Origin of the sequence: Croceivirga lutea, from assembly GCF_014235875.1 — a bacterium.
Lineage (GTDB): Bacteria > Bacteroidota > Bacteroidia > Flavobacteriales > Flavobacteriaceae > Croceivirga > Croceivirga lutea.
In genome coordinates this window covers 289,803-310,804 of record NZ_JACJUK010000003.1, presented here as the reverse complement: position 1 = coordinate 310,804, position 21,002 = coordinate 289,803, and the positions used below count along the sequence as shown (strand labels likewise).

The 21,002-nt window shown below is 38.3% G+C and carries 15 protein-coding genes; 10 read left to right on the top strand and 5 right to left on the bottom strand.

The annotated features are described in order from the left end of the window. Positions 1-6: 6 nt before the first annotated feature. From H5V42_RS07615 to H5V42_RS07605, 3 genes are all read left to right on the top strand, one after another. On the top strand, positions 7-546 hold the full coding sequence (locus H5V42_RS07615) for a hypothetical protein (protein WP_185782544.1): 540 nt from the start codon (positions 7-9) through the stop codon (positions 544-546). Positions 547-884: 338 nt separating this feature from the next. Beyond that, the gene (locus H5V42_RS07610; RefSeq protein WP_185782543.1) at positions 885-1,094 is read left to right on the top strand and encodes a hypothetical protein; all 210 of its coding nucleotides are present in this window, start codon (positions 885-887) and stop codon (positions 1,092-1,094) included. Positions 1,095-2,042: 948 nt separating this feature from the next. Beyond that, the gene (locus H5V42_RS07605; RefSeq protein ID WP_185782542.1) at positions 2,043-3,593 is read left to right on the top strand and encodes a serine hydrolase; all 1,551 of its coding nucleotides are present in this window, start codon (positions 2,043-2,045) and stop codon (positions 3,591-3,593) included. Positions 3,594-3,633: 40 nt separating this feature from the next. Here H5V42_RS07605 and H5V42_RS07600 read toward each other — a convergent pair whose 3' ends face one another. From H5V42_RS07600 to H5V42_RS07590, 3 genes are all read right to left on the bottom strand, one after another. Beyond that, positions 3,634-4,398, bottom strand: coding sequence for an SOS response-associated peptidase (locus H5V42_RS07600; RefSeq protein WP_185782541.1), 765 nt, complete (start codon positions 4,396-4,398; stop codon positions 3,634-3,636). A gap of 938 nt (positions 4,399-5,336) precedes the next feature. Continuing rightward, a complete protein-coding gene (locus tag H5V42_RS07595; RefSeq protein WP_185782540.1) occupies positions 5,337-6,770 on the bottom strand; it encodes a Gfo/Idh/MocA family protein in 1,434 nt (477 codons plus the stop codon). A gap of 25 nt (positions 6,771-6,795) precedes the next feature. Further along, entirely contained in the window at positions 6,796-7,590 is a 795-nt protein-coding gene (locus H5V42_RS07590; RefSeq protein ID WP_185782539.1) for a 3-keto-disaccharide hydrolase, read from the bottom strand. A 104-nt stretch (positions 7,591-7,694) separates the two neighbouring features. On the opposite strand from H5V42_RS07590, the gene H5V42_RS07585 reads away from it, so the two are divergent. Then, positions 7,695-10,835, top strand: a complete 3,141-nt coding sequence (locus tag H5V42_RS07585) for a WD40/YVTN/BNR-like repeat-containing protein (RefSeq protein WP_185782538.1) — start codon at positions 7,695-7,697, stop codon at positions 10,833-10,835. 10 nt (positions 10,836-10,845) lie between these two features. Continuing rightward, positions 10,846-13,974, top strand: coding sequence for a WD40/YVTN/BNR-like repeat-containing protein (locus H5V42_RS07580; protein ID WP_185782537.1), 3,129 nt, complete (start codon positions 10,846-10,848; stop codon positions 13,972-13,974). A gap of 73 nt (positions 13,975-14,047) precedes the next feature. Here H5V42_RS07580 and H5V42_RS07575 read toward each other — a convergent pair whose 3' ends face one another. Next, positions 14,048-14,587: a hypothetical protein gene (locus tag H5V42_RS07575; protein WP_185782536.1), complete on the bottom strand. Its 540-nt coding sequence runs from the start codon at positions 14,585-14,587 to the stop codon at positions 14,048-14,050. A gap of 9 nt (positions 14,588-14,596) precedes the next feature. Then, positions 14,597-15,208 (bottom strand): hypothetical protein, encoded by a 612-nt coding sequence (locus H5V42_RS07570; protein ID WP_185782535.1) that lies wholly within the window; start codon positions 15,206-15,208, stop codon positions 14,597-14,599. Between the two features lie 128 nt (positions 15,209-15,336). Between H5V42_RS07570 and H5V42_RS07565 the strand changes: the two genes are divergently transcribed. From H5V42_RS07565 to H5V42_RS07545, 5 genes are all read left to right on the top strand, one after another. Then, on the top strand, positions 15,337-15,885 hold the full coding sequence (locus H5V42_RS07565) for a CopD family protein (RefSeq protein ID WP_185782534.1): 549 nt from the start codon (positions 15,337-15,339) through the stop codon (positions 15,883-15,885). Positions 15,886-16,019: 134 nt separating this feature from the next. Next, positions 16,020-17,426 (top strand): sensor histidine kinase, encoded by a 1,407-nt coding sequence (locus H5V42_RS07560; protein WP_185782709.1) that lies wholly within the window; start codon positions 16,020-16,022, stop codon positions 17,424-17,426. A gap of 54 nt (positions 17,427-17,480) precedes the next feature. Continuing rightward, entirely contained in the window at positions 17,481-18,263 is a 783-nt protein-coding gene (locus H5V42_RS07555; RefSeq protein ID WP_185782533.1) for an enoyl-CoA hydratase/isomerase family protein, read from the top strand. A 21-nt stretch (positions 18,264-18,284) separates the two neighbouring features. Further along, complete coding sequence (locus tag H5V42_RS07550; RefSeq protein WP_185782532.1) at positions 18,285-19,832, top strand: hypothetical protein; 1,548 nt, start codon at positions 18,285-18,287, stop codon at positions 19,830-19,832. Between the two features lie 39 nt (positions 19,833-19,871). Next, on the top strand, positions 19,872-20,945 hold the full coding sequence (locus H5V42_RS07545; protein ID WP_185782531.1) for a PA0069 family radical SAM protein: 1,074 nt from the start codon (positions 19,872-19,874) through the stop codon (positions 20,943-20,945). The last annotated feature ends 57 nt before the right edge of the window (positions 20,946-21,002 follow it).

The following is a 21,002-nucleotide window of genomic DNA, read 5'->3' as shown; positions in this document are numbered from 1 at the left end:
TTTTTAGTGCTTTGCTTCGTAGTTGCCGGACTTAGTTATGGGCAGACACGTTTTTGGGAGGATGCCATGAAAAAAGTAGAAGAAAGCAACATTCTCATCGCCCAGAAAAACTACGATGCGGCCTTAGCTAATATTCATTCGCTCAAAAATAGGTTAATGGCCAAACGCCTAACCGAAGAAGAGCTTTCTATTCTACAGATGGTGGTGGGCATTGAAATGAATGTGGCTGCACTACTAGAAGACTTTGATACCGTGCTAAAGCGCAATCAAGAATTTTCTAAAAAATTATATCCTGATAGTAGACGTAATGAGACGTTTGCAATTGCCTATTACGGGAATGTAATTCTGGAGCAGTACTACATCTATTTAGCCGATGCCGATAACTTGGCTACTTTAGAATCGGTCAAAAAGAATTTATACATAATTAAGAACAAAATAAAAGCCCACCGCTGGACGCATAAAGTGTACGCCGATACCTATGACCATACCATAGAAGTGTATGCCAATCTTATTTCCACCAAGATGAAGGAGTTAGGGGCGGAGTAAGGTGATGGATACGCCATTTTTTACGCTGTCATTCCTGCGATAGCGGGAATCCTTTTTTTTATAGCATTTTAATGAGTTAGGATGTCATTCTGGTATGAGGTGCGAGCCGATTGAGAAATCCCAAAAACAAACTAGATTTCTCACGCTTCACTGCGTTTCGGTTCGAAATGACATTTAGCGTTTTAGATGCTTTTTGTTCTGTTTTTGTCATTCCTGCGAAAGCAGGAAACCATTTTACTTGCCACCGATTTTAGTAGATTTCCATTTTCATGGGAAGGACAGGAGTAATTGTAGGGAAGCCCGGCCTATTTTCAGATTTGTAGTAAATCAAGAAGTAGTTGGGTAGCGCAGGAGGAAATCGTCCAAAGAGTATTCCGATAACATCGGAAACGGTCTGGACGATGCGGACCAAATACTTTAATAGATTTCAAGAATCGGAAAATCAGCCTAGACTTTTTGGATACTTTTTTGGCGATGAAAAAAGTATCGGAGACAAAAGCACGCCTACGGTCGCCAACCTTTATTTAGAAATCTCAAGAACAAATTAGATTTCTCACGCTTCACTGCGTTTCGGTTCTAAATGACATTTAGCGTTCTGAAAGCCTTTTGTTTCGCTGTCATTCCTGCGAATGCAGGAATCCATTTTACTTTACACTCATTTTAGTACATTCCCATGTTCATCGAAATGACAGAGGTTAATTAAAGGGGAATCCGGCCTATTTTCAGATTTGTAGTAAATCAAGAAGTATTTGAGAAGGTTGAGGGAAATCGTCCAAAGCGTATTCCGATAACATCGGAAACGGTCTGGACGATGCGGACCAAAGACTTCGTTAGATTTCAAGAATCGGAAAATCAGCCTAGACTTTTTGGATACTTTTTTGGCGATGAAAAAAGTATCGGAGACAAAAGCACGCCGACTGACATCAACCTTTATTTAGAAATCCCAAGAACAAACTAGATTTCTCACGCTTCACTATGTTTCGGTTCGAAATGACATTTAGCGTTCTGAAAGCCTTTTGTAACGCTGTCATACCTGCGAAGGCAGGAATCCATTTTACTTTACACTGATTTTAGTAGATTCCCATGTTCATGGGAATGACATTGGTTAATTAAAGGGAGCCCGGCCTATTTTCAGATTTGTAGTAAATCAAGAAGTAGTTGGGTAGCGCAGGAGGAAATCGTCCAAAGAGTATTCCGATAACATCGGAAACGGTCTGGACGATGCGGACCAAATACTTGGTTAGATTTCAAGAATCGGAAAATCAGCCTAGACTTTTTGGATACTTTTTTGGCAATGAAAAAAGTATCGGAGACAAAAGCACGCCTACGGTCGCCAACCTTTATCGACAAAAACCAAAAACAAACTATATTTCTCACGCTTCACTGCGTTTCGGTTCGAAATGACGTTTGTATATGTGGCTTCGAGAACCTCAGCCACCTTGCTTTTCCGTATTTAATTCCTTTCATACCTTTAGATTTCATAAAAACTACTATTCATGTGTAAAAAAATAGGCTTGTTGATTTTTCTATTTCTAATCAGTAGTTCACTAACCGCTCAAATTGAAGAAACTGAACTAGACCAACTAATAGAACGTACAAGAGCTACTTTTGAGGTGCCTGGCATAGCCGTAGGCATTCTAAAAGATAATGCAGTAGTATATGCAAAAGGTTTTGGGGTGAGTTCGTTAAACACGCAAAAGCCGATGAACGCAGATACTAAAGTGGGTGTGGCCTCTAATAGTAAAGGGTTCACTTGTTTTGCATTGGCCATGCTTATTGATGAAGGTAAGTTGGCTTGGGATGATAAGGTGCGAAAGTATATTCCTGAATTTCAATTACACGACCCCTATGTTACAGAAGCTTTTACGATAAGAGATTTAGTTACCCATCGTAGTGGTTTAGGGCTAGGCTCTGGAGATTTAATGTTTTTTCCGGAAGGAAGTGATTTTTCAATTCAAGACATCATAAACAATCAAAAGCACATAACGCCAGAGAGCAGATTTAGAACAGAGTTTCGATACAATAACAATATGTTCATTATAGCAGGAGAGGTGTTACGCCGTGTTAGCGGAAAAACTTGGGAAGATTTTATTGAAAACCGAATTATGAAGCCGGTTGGAATGTTGGCTAGCAAGGCATCTTACAACCGGGTTGCCGATAAATCAAATAGCATAGATGCGCATATAAGAACTGAGGGTAAGGTAATACAAATACCCCACGACTGGAGCGAAACAGCAAATGCAGCAGGTGGTATTGTTAGTACCGTAAAAGACATGTTGACCTGGGCTGAGTTTTTAATGAACGATGCTGTCACCAAAGAGGGTACGCAACTATTAAGTAAAGAGCAATTTCATGAGTTATGGCAGCTGCAAACACCACTTAAAGTAGGAATTAATGATATTTACGATTCTAACTTTAGAGGGTATGCTTTAGGTTGGTTTGTTACCGATGTAAAAGGCGGATTTAAGCAAGTTTACCATACAGGAGGTTTATTAGGTACGGTAACGCAGTTTACCATGATTCCAGATTTAGATTTAGCTATTGTCGTACTAACCAATCAAATGGTAGGTGCAGCATTTACTACCATTACAAACACCATAAAAGATAGTTATTTGGGTTATGATGATAGAAACTGGTTAGGGCAATTTGGTACAAAGCATACTAACTTTCTTAACTTGAACGACAGTATAAAACTAGCCGTTTATGATACGGTAGATAAGGTGAAAAACAGCGGAACTTTTCCTAAAGCCCATCAAATTGTGGGTACTTATAAAGATGCGTGGTTTGGGAATGTAGTTATTTCACAAAATGGAAATTCGTTGCGAATCGAAAGCGAAAGAAATCCACAAATCACGGGTCAATTACTACCGTTTTCTGCGACAAGTTTTGTGGCAAAATGGGATAATAGAAGTTTTGATGCTGATGTTTTTGTGAATTTTGTGTTCGATGAAAAAGAAAAAGCGCAATCTGCTACGTTAAAATTTATTGCACCTATAACAGATTTTAGTTTTGATTTTGAAGATTTAAAACTCAAACGTGTAGATTAACTAACCATTTTATTGATTTTTTGGGCACTATGTTTTACCATTAAAATGAGTTAAAATCAATAGAAACTTCTGTGTAGGCTACTTTATCACTTATGCCTGGGTAATTACTATTAACGGTACGACTATACAAATCTTTACTTACAGGATGGGCGCTGAGTTCACCTTCCCACAAATCGTCTTCTACTAATTCTTGAACATCTGCTCTAGTATTACCATTATGCAACCAAGAATCTATGTTTTCTTGCGGAATAATGACCGGACGTCTTTTTTTATCGTTATGAATCTTAGCAAACATAGGCGTGGCCGGCTTGGTGAGTATGGTAAACGTCCATCGGTCATCAGCGGTTTGGGTGTAAATACCGGCTAAATATAAAGGGTCACTGTCTGATTTATGAAAATAAAACGGCACTTTAAAGTCGCGCCCCTTTACTTTCACCTTGGTGTTATGGGGTTCGTAAAAACCATCAACCGGAATAATACAGCGCCGGTGTTCCCAAGAATAGCGGTATAAAAAATGGTCGAAAAGCTTTTCAGATTGCGCGTTGAGACCGCCAAAGGTTTTTGGGTTTTTAAAATAGGCCTTGTAATCTGTTTGCTTTTGTTTACTGGGCATAATTCCCCACATGGCAGGTACTAAACTGTTAGCATGCTCTTGAGGTACCATCCACATTATGGGGTGATTCCATCCGCTTGCATTAAAGTAGATGAGTTCCAATTCAGTTTGTGAATCTTTTAGTGCGGGCTCTACGTTTAGCCACTTTTTAAGCTCTAGCTTCTTACGCGATTGTTTGGTGTTGTAACACATAGGGGTAAGGTACAAAAGAAGTTTTATGTCAGTTCGAGTGGCGTCTTGTTAGCGGCGCTGAATCGAGAACTATTTAAGTTGAAAAAGCTTCTCGATACTAATTTTCTCCTACACTTCAAAAATTCACTCGAAGTAACATTTAAGTTCCAAGCACAACCCCTTCCGTCCTGACTGTCGTCAGTCCACCTTCCCCTAACCAGGGGAAGGAGTTCTTTTTGATAGTATTAGATTCTCATTTTCATGGGAATGGCACTGATGCTACGCATCACGATTTGTCATTTCGATATAAGGCGAGAGCCGATTGATAAATCTCTTGGTTCTCTTCATTTTCTTTGATTGTGCAAAGAAAACGAAGCAAAAGAAAGCACACTTTCCAGCAGGAATTTTTACTTCGTAAAACCCATCTCGAAACTCGGCCGTTTCGTTGCACGAAACAGGTACCACTCCGAGCTTTCTCAATGTATTCTTCTGTAAAGAAAATCACACATTAACCTTTTCGTTAGTTATTGTCATTCCTGCGAAGGCAGGAATCCACTTGCGAAATAGAATTCTTTAAAGACTATCATGTTCATTTGAATGACAGTGGTCAATTAAAGGGAGCCCGGCCTATTTTCAGATTTGTAGTAAATCAAGAAGTAGTTGGGTATAGCAGCAGGAAATCGTCCAAAGAGTATTCCGATAACATCGGAAACGGGCTGGGCGATGAGGACCAACAACTTTGATAGATTTCAAGAATCATAAAATCAGCCTAGACTTTTTGGATACTTTTTTGGCGATGAAAAAAGTATCGGATACACAACCACGCCTACGGTCGCCAACCTTTATCGACAAAAAACCAAAAACAAACTAGATTTCTCACGCTTCACTGCGTTTCGTATGCACTTCAAAAATTCACTCGAAGTGACTTTACTAAACTATTGTAATTACTAATGTAAAACCTAAAAATCACGATAGTCACCAGCCAAATACTGATTGGCTTCTTCTTCAGCAAACTTGGCGTTTTCAGCATCCCAATGTAAGGTCTGGTTTGGAAAACGGCCAGCAATAACACCTAATAGAATAGTTTCTGTTAGTCGCGCCGCATATGAAAAAGGTGCAGAACATTTATCTTTTCCTAAGCAGGCATCTACAAACTGATGGTAATGCTTGGGTGCATCCGCAGCATAGTTTCGAGAGGGTTCACTTAAATTGTATTTTTCAGTAAGTCGTTCAATGTCTTTTGATATATCTACATACTTTCCGTTTTTAATTTTTCGTGGTAGCTGCATAAAATGTGGTAGTAATAATCGCCCTTTTGTGCCAATAAACATGGCCCCTTGTTCTGGCAATTGTCCCTCTTCCATTGCTTTAGCTTCCAGCGATGTTAGCTCCTCCATGCTTTGAGCTTTATGATCCACCTTTTTGGTGGTTTTTGCTCCTGGTAGAATTAAATCTTCATGTGTTTTTGGCATTCCGGGACCATCATACCAAATCCATTTTAGTGTTTTTCCAGTGTATTTCGTGCCCGGGAATTCATAAGTCACGGTATTGTTAACAGGGAAACCATATCCATTTGGTGCTCTGCATTCGTTTTTAATGGTCATCGGCACATCTAGATTAAGCGCATTGTAAGGAGTGTCAAAAATATGCACCCCCATATCGCCCAAGGTACCACAACCATAATCTACAAGCTTTCGCCAATTGCCTGGGTGGTAATACCCTTCTTTATAGGGTCTTTTGGCTGAGGTGCCTAACCATAGGTTCCAATCTACTTGTGGTGGCACTTCGTCTTCACCTTCGGGCGGAGCCCCATCATATCCCCAATTTTTTGGACTCCATGCGTGTACGGTGTGTACTTTGCCAATAATACCATCTTGTATCAACAGTGTAGCCAACATATAATCGTAAAACGAATGTACCTGAATACCCATTTGCGTTATAAGGCCTTTTTCTTTAGCCATAGTATTCATAGCTCTAGATTCTGAAACGTAGTGGGTTAGTGGTTTTTGGCAATACACATGTTTATTGTTCTCCATAGCTAATAGAGATGCTGGGGCATGTGTATGGTCTGGTGTAGAAACGATAACGGCATCAATTTCATCAGCCATTTCTTCAAATAGTACCCGGTAGTCAAAAAATACACGGGCTTTTGGGTGCAATTTTCGGGCGGCAGATAAATTAATAGCATCAACATCACACAAGGCTACTACTTCAACTTGAGCGTGTGAAGAAATATCACGCAAATCTTCAGCACCCATATTACCAACGCCTATATGGGCTGTGCGTAGTTTGCCATCTGGAGAAGTGGTGGATTTAGCATGTAAGACAGATGGTGCTGCCATTAAGCCAAGGGCACCTATACCGCTTTTTTTTAGAAAATCTCTTTTATTCATTATTCAGTTAGTTTAGTTTTTTCAGTTAGTTTAATTTTTTTATTTTGATGTTTTTGAACCAGATGGGACTCGCATGGTCTTGTAATGCAATGTAACCGGTCTTGAATTTTCCGTAATCTGGAGCATTATCCCATTTACCCGAATTCTTTTTAGCATGCCAATCGTCTGACCACGGCACAAATTCTAGTAGTTTTTTACCATTTAACCAGTGTTCCACTTTTTCTGGAGTAAACACAATTTTAGAAGAATTCCATTCCCCAACCGGATGTAACACTTTTTGAGAGTCATCAGCAGTATGCATGGCGTAGTCGGCCCCAGTTTTTTGCCAATCTTGAAGCAGTTCTGGATGTTCAGCGCCAAATTGAGAATTGTAGCCTACCAGATCATGAATGTCAGCGTAGTTTTCATCATCAATTAATTGGTATTCTGGTGAGACCACTGGTGGACCTTCGTATCCTTCTTTAACATGGTAAAAAATTCCACTATTTCCGCCTTTTGGAAGTTTCCATTCGAGATACAATTCAAAATTATCAAATTCTTCAGCACCATACAAAATGTCTTTTCCGCCTTCATAGTCTTGCTCCATGCCCAATTCAGTATCAAAAGTAAGGGTGCTATCCACTATGGTCCATCCTGGTGGAAGGCTATCCATACCATAGCCTCTCCAACCTTCTGTTGAAGTGCCGTCAAATAAATATATCCATTCAGAGGTTTCTGTTTTTTCTACTTCAGCAGTAGTTTCAGTAGTTAACGTTGTCGATTTGTTCTTGCAAGCTAACAGCATACAGGCTAGCATAGCAAATACATAAATTTTATTCATTAGATAGTTGTTGGATTGAATCTCTTAAAGTACAAAATATTGTCTTAAAATATCTTGCGCATTTTCACTACATTTAATGCTAGCTAATTCAGAGAACAATCAACATGAAAACATTCACAGCCAAAGCCAGTGTGTTAGTACTGGCTACTTTCCTATTTACATTATCGGGGCATTCACAACGCCGAAAACAAAATCAAGATACCGGTCCTAAAGAAGAACTGTATTCTAGTTTGGAATACCGTTTAGTAGGTCCGTTCCGTGGCGGTAGGTCTGCGGCGGTAACCGGAGTTCCTGGCGAACCTAACCTGTTTTATTTTGGAGCCACTGGCGGTGGCGTTTGGAAAACTCTAGACGGTGGTAGAAGCTGGAAAAATATTTCTGACGGTTATTTTGGAGGTAGTATTGGTGCGGTTGAAGTGGCGCAAAGTGACCCTAACGTAATCTATGTTGGTGGAGGAGAAAAAACCCTTAGAGGTAATGTCTCTAGCGGATATGGAATTTGGAAAACTGAAGACGGGGGCAAAACTTGGATGAAAGCTGGTCTTGAAAAAAGTAGACATGTGCCGCGCTTACGAGTGCATCCTAAAGATTATAACACTGTTTATGCTGCTGTTTTAGGTGATATTTACAAGCCTACCAAAGAACGTGGGGTGTACAAAAGTACTGATGGTGGTCAAAGCTGGAAACAGGTGCTTTTTGTTAATGACCAGGCAGGTGCCGTAGATTTAACATTTGACCCAAATAACCCTAGAATTTTATATGCGTCTACGTGGCGTGCACAACGTACACCTTACAGTTTAAGTAGTGGTGGAGAAGGCTCTGCACTTTGGAAAAGTACCGATAGCGGAGAAACTTGGACAGAAATATCAACTAACGAAGGTTTTGCTAAAGGTACATTAGGTATTATTGGGGTGTCGGTTTCTCCAGTGAATTCTGAACGGGTGTTTGCTATTGTTGAAAATAAGAATGAAGGCGGATTATACCGTTCTGATAATGGAGGTAAAACGTGGACCAAAGTGAATAGCGAACGTAAATTACGTCAGCGGGCTTGGTATTATACACGTGTGTATGCAGATACAGAAGATGAAGATGTGGTATATGTATTAAACGTGCGCTACCATAAATCAACTGATGGCGGTAAAAGCTTTAAAACATTTAATGCGCCTCATGGAGACCATCACGATTTATGGATAGCTCCAGAAAACTCTAAACGCATGATTATTGGTGATGATGGCGGTGCACAAGTAAGTTATGATGGTGGCGAAACCTGGAGTACGTATTACAATCAGCCTACGGCACAATTCTACAGAGTAACTACAGATAACGCTTTTCCATATCGTATTTATGTAGCCCAACAAGACAATTCTACGGTACGTATTAAACACCGTTCAGACGGTGGCAGTATCTCAGAAAAAGATTGGGAGCCAACAGCTGGGGGTGAAAGTGCACATATTGCAGTAGATCCAACCAATAATGATATTGTGTACGGTGGTAGTTATGGCGGATTTTTAACACGAGTGAATCACGAAACAAATACCACTAGGGGAATCAACGTTTGGCCAGATAATCCAATGGGGTATGGTGCTGAAGGTATGAAATACCGTTTTCAGTGGAATTTCCCCATCATTTTTAGCAAACATGACCCTAAGAAATTGTACACCTTTAGTAATCATGTGCACCTTAGTACTAACGAAGGGCAAAGTTGGGAGTTGTTAAGTGATGATTTAACGCGTAATGATCCTGATAAACTAGTGAGTAGCGGTGGACCAATTACGCAAGACAATACAGGGGTAGAGTATTACTGTACCATCTTTGCAGCAAATGAAAGTCCGTTAAAAGAAGGTTTACTTTGGGTAGGTAGTGATGACGGATTAGTACATCTAACCAAAGATGGGGGTAAAACTTGGGAAAATGTTACCCCAACGGGTATGCCAGAATGGATGATGATTAACAGTGTAGAACCTTCGGCTTTTGATGAAGGTACTTGTTATGTTGCGGGTACTCGATATAAATTGGGTGATTTTACACCTTATCTTTATAAAACCACTGATTACGGTAAGTCGTGGACAAAAATAACGAGCGGTATAGAGAGTGAGCATTTTACTAGAGTGGTTCGCGAAGACCCTAAACAAAAAGGGTTGTTGTACGCAGGTACGGAAACCGGGATGTATATTTCGTTTAATGATGGCGCTTCTTGGAAACCTTTTCAATTGAATTTACCCATTGTACCAATTACCGATTTAACTATTAAAGACAACAATCTAATTGTAGCAACCCAGGGGCGTAGTCTTTGGATAATCGATGATTTAACGGTATTGCATCAGCTATCTAATGCTGCTAATGAAAGTACAGTAAAATTATTTGCACCAAAAGATAGCTATCGAACTAAGGGTAGAGCAAGACCGGCAGACAAACCCAGTTTAACAGAAGGTCAAAATCACCCTGCGGGTGTGGTAACTCATTTTTACCTAAATAATTTTGACAAAGAAAAAGATACCGTACAACTAACGTATCTGTCTATGAGCGGCGACACCTTGGCCAATTTTAGCACAAAAGCAACCGATAAAAATAAGATGCTTAAAGTTGAAAAAGGTGGTAATATTCATAATTGGAATACCAGAGGTAAAGGAGCAGAAAAACTAAAGGGTATGATTTTTTGGTGGGCTAATTTTAATGGAGCCAAAGCGGTTCCCGGTGATTATCAAGTTGCATTAAACGTGAATGGAAACACACAAACCGAACGGTTTAAAATTTTACCTGACCCAAGAGCTGAGGTTTCTGTAGCTGATATGCAAAAGCAGTACGATTTTATAACGAGCATTAATGAGACGGTAGATAAGGCGCATCAATCCATCAAAAAGATAAGAGGTATCAATGAGAAATTAGATGCGTTTATCAAACAAAATAAAGATGATGAACGTACCAAAACGTTGGTTGAAAAGGCTAAGAAAATGAAAGAAGGATTTAGTGAGGTTGAAAAAGCGCTATATCAAACTAAAAATAGAAGTAATCAGGATCCATTGAACTTTCCAATTCGTCTTACTAACAAATTAGCGCATTTAAATAGTTTGGTAAGTATTGATGATTTTCCACCTACAGCACAAGATATTGCTGTTAAGAATGAAATGACTACTAAAATCAGTTCAGAATTGGCCAAGTTTGATGCTCTAGTTGAAAAAGAAATGAAAGCCTTTAATGCTGAATTTAATCAGCTAGGTTTAAATTATTTGTCAATTGAGGAGTAATTTGGTAATGATGAAAAAATATCTTTTTGTTCTTGTATTGGGTGTTTTTGGGTATTTAGGTCTTGCTCAAACCGCTAACGACTATTTTAGTCCACTTAAATACCGAAATATTGGTCCGTTTAGAGGAGGACGTTCCGTAACGGCAACCGGTGTTATTGGTGACCCGCTAACCTATTACATGGGAACTACCGGAGGTGGACTTTGGAAAACCTCCACGGCCGGTCAAAAGTGGGATAATATTTCTGACGGTTATTTTAAAACGGGTTCTGTTGGGGCGGTGGCAGTGGCTCCTTCTAATCCCAATATCGTGTATTGTGGTATGGGAGAACATGCCCCTAGAGGGGTAATGACTTCCTACGGCGATGGGGTATACAAGTCTACAGATGCAGGTAAAACTTGGAAGCATATTGGTCTCACCAAAACCCAGCATATATCTCGTATCATTATTCATCCTACAAATCCAGATATCGTTTATGTAGCGGCACAGGGGGCATTGTTTCAAGGCAATCCTGAACGTGGAATTTATAAGTCGGTTGATGGTGGTAAAACATGGAAAAATACCTTGTTTGTAAATGAACTAACTGGCGCTTCAGAACTATCTATAGATGCTAACTATCCTGAAATAATGTATGCTGCTATGTGGCAACATCAACGTAAACCCAATATGGTAGTTAGTGGTGGTGAAGGTAGCGGCCTGTACAAGTCTACCGATGCTGGTGAAACCTGGACTAAAATCCATAAAGGATTACCACAAGAAAAGGGGAAAATGGCTATTGCAGTGAGTGGTGCCGATTCTAACCGAGTTTATGCCTTAATAGAGAGCGATTCCAACCAAGATAAAGGCGGATTGTTTGTTTCTAACGATGCGGGTGCTTCTTGGCAAATGGTGAGTGGCGATAATCGGTTGGTGCAACGCGCATGGTACTATATTGAAGTCTTTGCAGACCCCAACGATACCGATACGGTTTATGTGTTAAGCGCACCAGCTTTACGTTCTACCGATGGTGGAAAGACTTGGGAGAGATTATCTGGCACACATGGAGATTATCACGATTTATGGATTAATCCCGACAACTCTAATAATATGGTCATTGCTAATGATGGCGGAGCAGCGGTGAGTTTTGATTTTGCTAAAACATGGTCGCCACAAGACCATATGCCTACGGCTCAGTTTTACCGCATTAGTGTTGACAATTTGTTTCCGTATAACATTTATGGCGGTCAACAAGACAATACTTCGGTACGTATTGCAAGCAGGTCTTTAGGTAGATATAGTATTAGTGAACAAGATTGGACCTACGCTGCAGGGGGTGAAAGTGCCTTTTTGGCGTTTGACCCAGACAACCCTACACATGTTTTAGGCGGAAGTTACTTAGGCACTATAGAAGTGTTAGATATGGAAAGCAAAGCTTCTACGAAAATTATGGCGGCACCTATTCAATATTTAGGCAGGGAAGCCCGAAATATGAAGTATCTATACAATTGGAATGCACCTATCATTGGTTCCAAACACGAACCTGGTACGTATTACCATGGGGCACAGTTGGTACTACGCACACGCGATATGGGTAAGAATTGGGAAGAAATTTCACCCGATTTAACGCGTAATATTGATGAAAAGCAGGGTAATGGTGGCGGCCCATATACGAACGAAGCCGTTGGTGCAGAAAATTATGGTACGTTGGCGTATATGATAGAGTCACCTCATGAAAAAGGCGTACTGTTAACAGGTAGTGATGACGGTTTGGTTCATATAACCAAAAATGGAGGTGAAACTTGGGAAAATATCACGCCTAAAGGCATAGGAGAGGCTTTGGTTAATGCGATTGAAGTATCGCCGCACAATCCAGCCACCATTTACATTGCCACAACAAAATATAAGTTTAACGATTATACTCCTGCCATTTACAAGAGCACTAATTACGGCGCCTCTTGGGAGAAAATCAACACTGGAATACCGTATGGGGCATTTACCAGAGTTGTTCGAGAAGATACCAAGCGTAAAGATTTGTTGTATGCGGGTACTGAGCTGGGCATGTACATTTCCTTTAATGGTGGTGCCAATTGGGAGCCTTTTCAATTGAACTTGCCAACCACGCCTATTTTGGATGTAAAGGTGCATGAGCGCGATTTAATCGTAGCAACTTCCGGTAGGTCTTTCTGGATTTTAGACGATTTGGATGTACTCACCACTTATGAAAAATTGGATAGTAATGAAGTGAAAATCTATCAACCAGACGACGCTTACTTAGGGTCGTGGGGAAGCCCAATGAGTGGCAATACCGATAAGTTTACAGGTATACATCCTTTTGAAGGTATTAATCCAGCAAACGGAGTGGTGTTGTATTACGAGTTGCCTAAGTTGGATGATTCAGCAAACATCACCTTAGAAATACGTGATGAAAACAATGAATTGATTCGTTCGTTTACCTCTAAAAAGGATAGCACTTATGTGCCACACAACGGAGGGAGTGCACCACGAGCACCACAATTGCCTAAAAAAGAAGGATTAAATCGTTTTGTGTGGGATATGAAACATCCTATCATGCCGGGCGTACCTGGAGTCTATATCGAAGCCGGTTTTACGGGACATAAAGTAATTCCGGGCACCTATAACATCACGCTACAAGCTAATGGCAAAACGGTCACTACTAAGGCAGTGATTAAAAAGATAACTACATACAATGTTTCAACGGAGGATTATGAGGAGTTTGATGTTTTTATGAGTGCGATGGAAAAAGAGCTTACCACCATGCATGAGCTAGTAAATAACTTGTACCTTATTCAAAATAAACTAAATGGTATTTTACCCAAAGTTAAAGACAAAGAATTAAAACAAAAGGGAACCGAGTTATTAGCAAAATTAAAATCTTGGGATGAGGCTATGGTACAGCGCAAGTCGCAAGCCTATGATGATGTAGAGAACTTTCCAAATAAATTTACAGCAGAGTATTTATTCTTAATTAATCAGACAAATAGTGATTTGCCTAGAGTGAACACCGCTAATAAGGAACGTAAAGCAGAGCTAGAAAAAGAGTGGCAAACACTTAAGGCAAAGGCAACAGATTTAAAAAATAACACCATACCAGCTTATAACAAGTTATTGTGGGAGGCTGGTATTGGTGCGTTGAGTTTATAAGCAAGCCAAAGCTTTAAAAATTGGGTTAGTGACTAAATGGAGGGTATGTTTTTTTAAACAACCCTCCATTTTTTTATTCTGTTACTGTGAAAAAATATTCTTGAGGTGTGTTAACACCAATATTTTGAATATTCAAATACACGTTGTTTGGGGTGTAATTGTAATTTCCAAAATAAGTAAAATTGAAGTTTAATTGATATTCCCCAGGTTCCACCAAAACAATTGCGGTGGTAGAAGTGTAGGTTTCTGTAACAGGATTATAACTGGCTGAATTGGTTTCACCATCAGGTGAATAGTAATTTCTCTCTTCTGCAAATACTCGTTGATAGCTGTTAGAGAAGCTTGAAAATTTACTGAACTCAATGTCATAGAAAAACTCATTTGCACCTGTACTCTCAAAGATGTCTAAAAGATTTGGCTGGCCCTCTTCGGGAAGGTAACGGCTAAATTCTAACGTAAAATAAATGGTATCGCCAAGTTGATAATTTTCTTGATTATCAAAAACAAAACCATCTTCAATGGTAATCAAGGGACTAAAAAAATCGTCATCAGAAATGCAACTACTTATTGCAAACAAAAAGCAAACGCTCAAAATTCCAAATATTTTTCTCATAGCTAAATCTTAAAATCTATACCCAATATTAATACCAGATTGCGCAGTTGAAACGCCCCAATCGTAATCGTAATACGAATTTCGCCCTATTAAATCGCCTCCCAATCCAAAAACCAATTCGAGTGAAACACGCTTTTTGAACAATAAAAATTCTTGACCAATAGCAGCACCCAAAGCAAGATTGGTATAATTGTTTATACCTCTTCGATAAACTCCAAAACCAGCAGCTGTGGTTTCTCTACTAATACCGTCATAACGGCCTCCATAAATACTCGCAAAACCTTGAATAAAAAAACTTGTTCGTTGCGTACCTCTTACATACCAACGGGCAAATGGTGTAATCTCATAGTCGCGCGTACCATCACCAAAACCGTCTGTAAAATCAGAACTGCCATCTCCGTATCGTCCATACCATAAGCCAGCTCCTGCAGAAAATTTATCACTAAATCTGTTTTCATAAACTAAATACGCAGATGCATCTGCAAGTAAATAGATAGTGTTTAATGCTATTTCATGCTGGTAGTCTGGAATAGAATCTTGACTATGACTATGGTAGAGGTTTCCTATAAAGAAAGCGAAACAACAATATACTAGAGGTATATTTTTAGTTAATGGTCCCATAAATGGTAGCTTAGTTTTTACTAAGATGAAGATATATACAATAGGATGCATTAAGAAATTGTTAATTGCTTTGTTTTCAAAAAAGTTAAAAAGGTTGTAGTAAGTTTGTGATGTAAATCTGAGAGCATATGCAGGCATATTTTTACATTAAAGCACTTCACTTGATATTTGTAGTAACCTGGTTTGCTGGACTGTTTTATATTCCTAGATTATTTATTTACCATATTGAAGCAGCTGAAAAACCATCGCCAGAAAAAGAAATTTTGACTGCACAATTAAAGTTGATGACCAAACGATTGTGGAATATTATTACTTGGCCTTCAGCAATATTATGTACGCTCTTTGCATTGATACTGTTACACTTAAATTCTGGTTTAGTATATCAGCCTTGGATGCAAGTAAAGTTGGTGTTTGTGGTAGTATTGTGGGCATACCACATTAAATGTCATTTGATAGTCAAAGAATTACAGCGAGACAACATAAAATATACCTCTAGGTTTATGCGTATTTTTAATGAAGTAACAACGCTAATTCTGTTTGCCGTAATTTTTTTGGTAATACTAAAAAGCGCTTTTAACTGGATTTATGGTGTGGTCGGAATCTTTGTTTTAGGCCTTTTGCTAATGTTGGGTATAAAGCTTTACAAAAGTATACGAGATAAAAATCCGGATGCATGATACCGTTTTATGGCTAAAAAATTAGCGCACGATTTCTGTTAAAATGTGACTTTTGGTGCGATTCTTGCTAACTTTATTGAAAACCAATCGACTTGCTCAAAAATCTTTCGCTTAGATCTCGAATTTTTGTCGCCATGATTTTATTGGTGGTTATAGCTTCTGTACTTATTGCAGCTATAACGGTGTTTCAATACCGAGAACAATCACAAGATTACCATAGAAATCGTTTAGAACGTAAAGAAGAGCAAATTATACAAAGTATTAACTATGCCATTCGTGAAACTACCTACGAACCTACCACCAAAAATTTAAAATATATTTTCAGTAATGAAATCTATAAAATTGCTGATGTTCAGAATGTAAATTTTAGCATCTACGATTTAGAGGGTGAGCTAATTAAAAGTTCCAAGCCTAGTTTTGAACAGGATTCTATAAGTCATTGCTTAGACCCCATAATTATTAATAGTTTACGTGAGAGTATTAGTAAACGTTTTGTTGAAAAGAAATCGGCAGCGGGTGATAACTACCAAACTTCATATAATTACATAACCGACCCAAAATTTAAACCCATTGGTATTCTTCACTTGCCTTACTATGAAGACAACTCTTTTAACAATATGGAGCTTCGTGAGTTTTTGGTACGTTTAGGAGGGGTGTATGTGGTAATGTTAGTAATAGCAATTGTGATTGCCTACTTTATTTCTAAATACATTACCCGTTCGTTACAAACTATCTCAGATAAGCTTCGAAAAATGAATTTAACACAGCGTAACGAAAAAATTCATGTAGAAGATTCCAGTATTGAAATTGGTAAGCTAGTAGCATCCTATAATTCTATGATTGATGAATTAGAAGCCAGTGCCGCAAAACTAGCTCGTAGTGAACGCGAACAAGCTTGGAGAGAAATGGCAAAACAGGTAGCTCATGAAATTAAAAATCCGCTCACACCAATGCGGTTATCTGTACAAAGTTTTGAACGTAAGTTTGACCCAGACGACCCAAATATTCAACAAAAGGTTAATGAGTTTTCGAAATCTTTGGTGCAACAGATAGATATTATGACAAACATAGCATCTGCCTTTTCCAATTTTGCTGATATGCCAGCGCAGCAAAAAGAAACTTTGAACGTGGTAGATGTAACTAAATTGGCACTAGATATTTTTAATGAACCCTACATTCATTTTATTGCAGATACAGAAGAAGCAATTGCCAAATTAGACCGTACACAACTTATTAGAGTGGTCACTAATTTAGTTAAAAACGCAATTCAGGCTGTACCCGAAGTTTCGAACCCGCGTATTTTGGTTACTGTGGCTACTGAAAATGATATGGTTAAAATATGTGTTGCCGACAATGGCATTGGTATTGCAGACGAGGTAAAAGAAAAGATTTTTGAACCAAAATTCACGACAAAATCAAGCGGTATGGGTCTTGGTTTAGGAATGGTTAAAAACATAGTCGAAAATTATAATGGGGAAATAGCATTTACTTCTAAAGAAGGCCATGGAACCGTTTTTACGGTAAAATTTCCAAAGGAATAAAAGAATTTCTCTCTATTACATTATTTAAATTTACAACAAACGAATATCGCTTTTATGGACTACGAAAACATCTATATTGAAGAAGAAGGTAGCATTGCTACCATTACTATTGATAGACCTAAAAAACTAAATGCCCTCAACAAGCAAACCATACATGAATTGCACGTGGCGTTTAAAGAATTAGAAGAGGACAAAACAGTTAAGGTTATTTTAATTACGGGTAGTGGTGAAAAAGCCTTTGTTGCAGGAGCTGATATTTCAGAATTCTCAGATTTTGGTATAGCAAAAGGGGGTGAATTGGCTGCTAAAGGACAAGAAATTTTATTTGATTTTGTTGAAAATTTATCAAAACCCGTAATTGCAGCGGTTAACGGCTTTGCCTTAGGTGGCGGTTTAGAACTGGCTATGGCTTGTCATTTTAGAGTGGCTAGTTATAATGCAAAAATGGGCTTACCAGAAGTAACTCTAGGTCTAATACCGGGTTATGGTGGCACACAACGATTACCACAATTGGTAGGTAAAGGTCGAGCGTTTGAAATGATTACTACGGCTGCTATGATTTCTGCAGAACAAGCTTTAGATTATGGCTTGGTAAATTATGTGGTAGAACAAGAAGAGATACTACCACTTTGTAAGAAGTTGGCTGGTAAGATATCGAATAATTCTTCTGTGGCTATATCTCAGGCAATAAAAGCCGTAAATGCTGGTTATAAAAGTGAATTGAATGGCTATGCCGTTGAAATTGACGCTTTTGGTAAGTGCTTTGGAACCAATGATTTTAAAGAAGGTACAACTGCATTTTTAGAAAAACGTAAAGCTGATTTTCCAGGTTCATAGCTATTGGAAAGCATACCCCAAATGAAAAACCTACTTTGTATTCTGCTTTTAGTGGCTGGGTCTTGCCTTGCTCAAGATATGCCTATATCCTATGATTTTGGAGAAACTTTTAACGACCGTCATAAGTACTCTAATCTGGTGACCATGTCAGATGACGGTGATGGTGGCTACTTATTAGTTCGTTCGTACTATCAAGGTCTGGTTTTAAAACCTAAAGGATATCTAATAGAACGTTATGATGCCGATTTAAATCTGATTTCAGAATACAATTACAAGTTTAACGGTATGCAGTTCGTTGACGGTTTTTTTAAGAACGGTATTTTAAATCTGCTATTCTTTAACTACGATTTCGAAAAAGAACAATATGAATATTGGGTACACCAAAGTTCAGTCTTAAACTATGATTTTAAACCAAAACGTTTATTGGCTATAAAATCAGATGTGGTTAAAGGTGCTTTTGGTAAGAATTACTACAATCGAGATTTTAAAAAAGGCTTTTCAACTATTCTACTTTTTGATCAACAAAAGAATGGCTTTTTAATAAGCACCCATCATAGAAAAGGAAAACTTAATAAGCATACTTTACATCTTTTTGATGCTAGCTTAACTAAAAGATGGGAATATGATTTTTCTGCGGAAGTCGAAGAAAAAAATTATGCCTTTGAGCAGTTAGCCATTAGCAGTGATTTGAGTGAAGCCTATGTAATGGGCAAAGCGTATTTTAAAAAGAAACGTTTCAAGGCAGAAGAACGTAAATACCAATACGAATTAATAAAAGTATCTGAATCTGATGCGCAAACGCAAGCGTTTCAAGAGCCTGGTAAATTGCCAGAAGCGTTATATCCTATTTTAAAAGACAACAAATTGGTCTGTGTGGGCTTTTATGCAGATAGAAAAGATAACAGGTATAACGGTTTAAGTTATTATCAATTAAATCCGTCTACTTTAGCTATTTCAAAAGAAAAATACCATCCGTTTACTCAAGAATTTATGAATGATAAATTTGGACGAGACCAAGAAAAAGTAATTAAGAATCTGATTTTTAAAGGGGTTGAGGTTACCGCTGATAATGATATCATCTTTAACGCTGAAGAGTATTTTGTGACCAGTAGTATGCAAAATACGGGCACTGGTCAACGCATGAAAATTGAGCGTTACCATCATAACGATATTGTTAGTGCTAAAATAGATGCACAAGGTGAACTAGACTGGGTAAGAAATATCAACAAATTAGAAGTAACTCAAGGTGATGGGGCATATGCTTCTTATAGCTCTTACGCTAAAGATGGTAAAACCTATTTCTTTATTTGTACCGCTGCCGAAAACCCACAGGTATTTAATAATGAACGTATGGTTTTTAGACAAGGCTTTGGTAAAAACCGTAATGTATTTGTGATTTCTTTAAATGAAGCCGGTAAATTGTCTTATGAGAAAATTATTGATGCTAAAGAAGCTCGTTTACCACTTATGGTTTCTAAACCTTTTGTTACCAAAGAAAAAGATATAATGCTTTTTTATGCCAAACGTGGTAATAAGAAACAGTTGGTTGAATTAGAGTTTCAAAATTAGTAAGGATAAAATCCATAAATTTGGATTAAATCCTAATAATTGAATAAAAAGCATTTTGAAAAAGGTAGAGGCGCACAGCTAAATGTGCACAATAGGTTTTTGAGCGAAGTCTATGAAAAACGAGACGATTTTCTCGAATTCTGTCGTATTGAGGGTGAAGCGCCTGAAAACATCAAAACCGAATTTTTACCCATTTTTCCAAAAACCATTGTCAATAAAGTAACGAGTCCGGATGTGGGTATGAACTACTCTATGAATCCGTATCAAGGTTGTGAACATGGTTGTATTTATTGTTATGCCCGCAATGCACACGAATTTTGGGGTTACAGCGCAGGTTTAGATTTTGAACGAAAAATTCTAATTAAAAAAGACGCTCCTAAACTTTTAGAAAATCATCTTAAAAAAAAGAACTGGAAAGCAGAAACCATTGTGTTGTCTGGAAACACAGATTGTTACCAACCTGCTGAAAAACAGTACCAGATTACAAGACAATGTTTAGAAGTTTTTTACAAGTATCGGCATCCGGTGGGTATTATTACCAAAAACTCCTTGATATTGCGCGATTTGGATATTCTAAAAAAATTAAATGAAGAGCAATTAATAGGAGTGAACATTTCAGTAACCTCATTGTCTGAAGATACCCGAAGATTATTAGAACCACGAACCGTAACCAATAAAAAGCGACTACAAACCATACAAACCTTATCTGATAATGGTATACCCGTAAATGCTATGTTAGCGCCGATGATACCTGGCATTAATAGCCACGAATTATTAAAGTTGGCACAGAGCGCTGCAGCACATGGTGCAGTATCGTTTGGTTTTACCATTGTACGCTTAAACGGCGCCATTGGTCAATTGTTTACAGATTGGATTAGAAAAGCGATGCCCAATAAAGCGGAAAAAGTTTTACACTTAATTCAAGCTTGTCATGGAGGAACTTTAAATGACAGCCGTTTTGGGGTTCGTTCTAAAGGGGAAGGTAAAGTAGCTGAACAAATACATGCTATGGCCAAACTAGCAAAACAGAAGTATTTTGCGAATAAAACTTTTCCAAAATTGAGAACTGATTTGCATTCCGATTTTAAAGATGGGCAAATGAAACTATTCTAATACCTTAAAATTAAATTGAAAAAACCCAAATTAACGTACCAACAAGCAGGATAAGTG